The sequence below is a fragment of the Polaromonas sp. P1_E3 genome, from assembly GCF_056405935.1.
Map to the genome: position 1 here is coordinate 1 of NZ_JBFUBD010000278.1, position 3,619 is coordinate 3,619.

Here is a 3,619-nt window from a genome sequence, read left to right on the forward strand (position 1 = left end):
AAGAGAAGGCGTTGCGCATGCAACCTGGTTCCGTGCGCGTCTTGGCGACGAGTTTCTGCACCAGAGCTTTGAAAGCGTCAAGTTGCTCCTCCCGGACCTCGAAATACGGCACCAAGGTGCAGCAAGTTTCAGGCGTAAACATTCATGTTTCCTGTGGTTCTCACGCGCGATGTGCCCACGCCAATTCTGCACGTAGTGACTCACCTGAATGCCAGAGAGACATGACAAGGCGCCGCAGTTGCCGAAGGGCCCTCGCGAGGCCTTGCCGTTGTGTGTTGGCCTCGACCGACCTGTTAGGCGTAAAGGACAACTACCTCGAACCGCGCGTCTATGACCACGCGCAGCTCTCGAGCAACGGCGATTTAAAGTTGGAAGCTGGTGCCTGGCAATTCTTGCACTCCTCTGCGCAGCTCTAAGGTGGAGTCGGGCACTCTCACAGTCTATTGCATAGGCTGCTAGATCGTGGTCACAGCGTGCGAGAGAAGGAAGTCCGCGGCCGAAGGAGGACATACTCGCTTCGACCGCGAAAAGCTGGGGGGGGGGCGAACCGGCCTGGCGTCTTTCTGAGACTCAGGCCGTTCCGAGACGCTGCAGCGGACCCGCATCAATCTTTGCTGAACGCCCGGGCGGCGGCGGCGGTGTCAAGCGCCTCGCGAAGCAGCTTGATCTTGCCACCTTCCGCAATCAGTACGCCAGCATAGGTTTGCTGATACATCTTGCCAGTACCAACCACCAGCGCTTCAACGGAATATTCGCCGAAGACCCTTTCAGGGGTGTCAATCCAGACCTTGAAATCTTTGAAGCGGAAGTCGGGCACTTTCGCCAGCAAGCCGGAGAGCAACGCTTCCACGGCTGCGGGGCCGCGGGCGTGGGCATGTACGGTAGGCAGTTCAAGCACGCCATCTTCAGCGAAGAGTGCGGCGGCAGCTGCGGGCGTGCGGACGTTGTCCTGATAGGACTGGAGCAGTTGTAGTGCAGAGGTCATGATTTTTCCTTTTTTTGGGTTAAGTGTGTTGTTGAAATGTGTTCATACTTGAGCAATGCCGCCATCGGCAAACAGCTCTACCCCGGTGATAAACGCGGCATCGTCAGACGCGAGGAAGACTGCAGCCTTGGCGACGTCGTCGGGCTGGCCGATGCGACCGAGGGGGATCTGCGCGGTCAAGTAGTCGAGCAAGCCCTGCTGTTGGGCTACGTCGGGTCCAGCGAGTTCCACCAGTCCAGGCGTGTGGATAGGTCCGGGTGACAGCGTATTGATGCGAATTGCCCGCCCTTTTAAATCCAGCACCCAACTGCGCGCGAGGTTGCGCACCGCCGCTTTGGTCGCGCTATAAATGCTGAAGTTCGCCGTACCTTTCACGCTGGTGGTCGAGCCGGCAAGGATGACGGATGCACCGTTCGTGGCCTTCTCCAGCAGCGGCAACGCTTTCTGCACCGTGAACACCACTGCCTTCACATTCCGATCAAAAGTCTGGTCGAAATGCGCCTCGGTGATAGCGCCTAGCGGAATCATCTCTCCGCCACCCGCGTTGGCGTAAAGCACGTCAATACGGCCACGCTGCTTCTGTACTAGTTCGTAAAGACGATCCAGGTCGCCAAGCCGGGTCGAATCGGCTTGCACCCCCGTCGCGTTCTGCCCGATCGCGGCTACGGCCGCGTCCAGTTCAGCCTGACGACGGCCGGTGATGATCACGTAAGCGCCTTGCGACGCAAAGGCCTTGGCCGCAGCTAGACCGATGCCGGTAGTCCCGCCAGTGATGACTGCGACCTTKCCGGATAGTTTGTTTCCCATGTCGTACTCCTTCTGTTGATAGGGTGAGCGAAGTTTAGAAAATTCATAACGATGAATAAAGATCTAAATATTGATTTCTTATTTCATGCTGGTGAATAATCGGAGTAACAAACTCAGGCACATTGCCCATGGACCAACTTCTTGCCTTACGTGTCTTCGTGCGGATCGCCGAATCGGGCGCCTTCTCTCGCGCTGCCGACTCGATGAACCTCCCGCGTCCCACTGTGACCAAGCTTGTGCAAGACCTGGAGGAGCATCTAGGGACGAAGCTACTGCACCGCACGACCCGCCGCGTCAACGTGACGCCGGACGGTGCGGCGTACTACGAACGGGCGACACGTCTGATCGATGAACTCGACGAGATGGACGAAAGCGCGTCACGCGCACGCGTTCGGGCGCACGGGCGAATCCGCGTCGACATCGGATCGGTACTAGCCAGCATGATCCTCATCCCGGCGTTGCCGGCATTTCGCGCGCGCTACCCGGAACTACATATTGACCTCGGGGTCAATGACCGACCGATTGATCTCATCGGTGAAGGCGTCGACTGCGCAATCCGGGGCGGCACACTGCCCGACACAACGCTCGTGGCGCGACGCATCGCCGACATGGACTGGGTCACCTGCGCGAGCTCGGTGTACCTGAAGGCGCGTGGCATTCCGAAGCATCCATCCGAACTTATGCCTGCCGCAACGCCCACGAAGGCGGCCGAGGGTCGCATTCCAGGCCACGCTATCGCTGGCTACTTTTCGTCGCTGACAGGACGTGCGTTCCCGCTCGAATTCCACAAGGGCAGCGAGCATATGCAGATAAACGGCCAGGTGGAGGTCGCAGTCAACGAGAGCACCGCGCATCTGAGTGCGCTACTTGCAGGCGTTGGTATCGGACAGGCATTCAAGTTCATGGTGACGCCCCATCTCGAAAGTGGGCGCTTGTGCACAGTTCTACAAGACTGGACTCGACCGCAGCAACCATTTCATGTGCTTTACGCGAGCAATCGTCACCTTAGCGCCAAAATTCGACTGTTCGTCGATTGGGTCGCAGAAGTGTTCGCACCGTTCGATGATCGTTGACATTCACTACTTCGTAGGTGTTGAGTTCCATCGAAAACTGATCCAGTTATCGCACTAAGGGGGTGCGGACATTAACTTGGACTGATTTATGCCGTAAGTCCAAGACTCTCTCGGGTCAGACTTCAGTGGAATTCAACACACTTGCCAAAGTTCTCCAGATGGGGCCCACACATCCCGTTCACATTGACTTTCATCGGCGAAATGCATCAGGTCGGCGAATTGGCTAGTATGTCGAGGCCAACCAGTATTACCCTCCTTCACGAACCTGACCCAATAGCGGTGCATTTCCTCCGCCAGCGCCGCCGGCGCACCAGGGCCTGTGATTTCAGCGCCTGCCGGCGTCCGCAGTTGGTCAAAAACAAAAGGGATTTCAATTCCATGCGCAGCACCTAGTTTCCCATCGCATCGACGCGAACGCCAGTCAAACTCGTACAGGTAGGTTGCGACCCCCGCAGAGCTTGCATTTGCGGCAATCTTTCGAGCCGAAATTCGATAGAAGTAATCCGACTGCATGGCGCACAAAATCTCACCAGGACTGGCCCTGGATTTCGTTTCCGGATTTTCTGCATAAGAAATCATGGCATGTTCGGTCACACCCACATCGCGTGCAAACTCCAGAAGCTCACTTTGTGTGGTTTTCTCTATGCCACCGGTTGGAACGGTGTAAAGCCGCATTTCATCCCTGTTGCAACCTACCAGCAACGAAAAATCGGGCGACCGGTGTTTCCACGAATTTGCCATGGACGTTAATGGC

5 protein-coding genes are annotated in these 3,619 nt (G+C 57.0%); 1 reads left to right on the forward strand and 4 read right to left on the reverse strand.

Annotated features, from left to right (window positions below; genetic code table 11):
• The 3 genes from AC1D0Z_RS17720 to AC1D0Z_RS17730 all read right to left on the reverse strand — a co-directional run.
• The coding region (locus AC1D0Z_RS17720; protein WP_477659519.1) for a putative quinol monooxygenase at positions 1-142 on the reverse strand (142 nt) is incomplete at its 3' end.
• A gap of 462 nt (positions 143-604) precedes the next feature.
• On the reverse strand, positions 605-985 hold the full coding sequence (locus tag AC1D0Z_RS17725; protein WP_477659515.1) for a nuclear transport factor 2 family protein: 381 nt from the start codon (positions 983-985) through the stop codon (positions 605-607).
• A 42-nt stretch (positions 986-1,027) separates the two neighbouring features.
• Positions 1,028-1,792 carry an SDR family oxidoreductase gene (locus AC1D0Z_RS17730; RefSeq protein ID WP_477659516.1) on the reverse strand — a complete coding sequence of 255 codons (765 nt, stop codon included), beginning with the start codon at positions 1,790-1,792 and terminating at the stop codon, positions 1,028-1,030.
• Between the two features lie 128 nt (positions 1,793-1,920).
• Here AC1D0Z_RS17730 and AC1D0Z_RS17735 point away from each other — a divergent pair, with 128 nt between their 5' ends.
• Positions 1,921-2,865, forward strand: a complete 945-nt coding sequence (locus tag AC1D0Z_RS17735; RefSeq protein WP_477659517.1) for a LysR family transcriptional regulator — start codon at positions 1,921-1,923, stop codon at positions 2,863-2,865.
• A gap of 132 nt (positions 2,866-2,997) precedes the next feature.
• On the opposite strand, the gene AC1D0Z_RS17740 is transcribed toward AC1D0Z_RS17735, so the two are convergent.
• Positions 2,998-3,619 (reverse strand): carboxylesterase family protein (locus AC1D0Z_RS17740; RefSeq protein ID WP_477659518.1); only part of this gene is annotated, 622 nt, incomplete at its 5' end.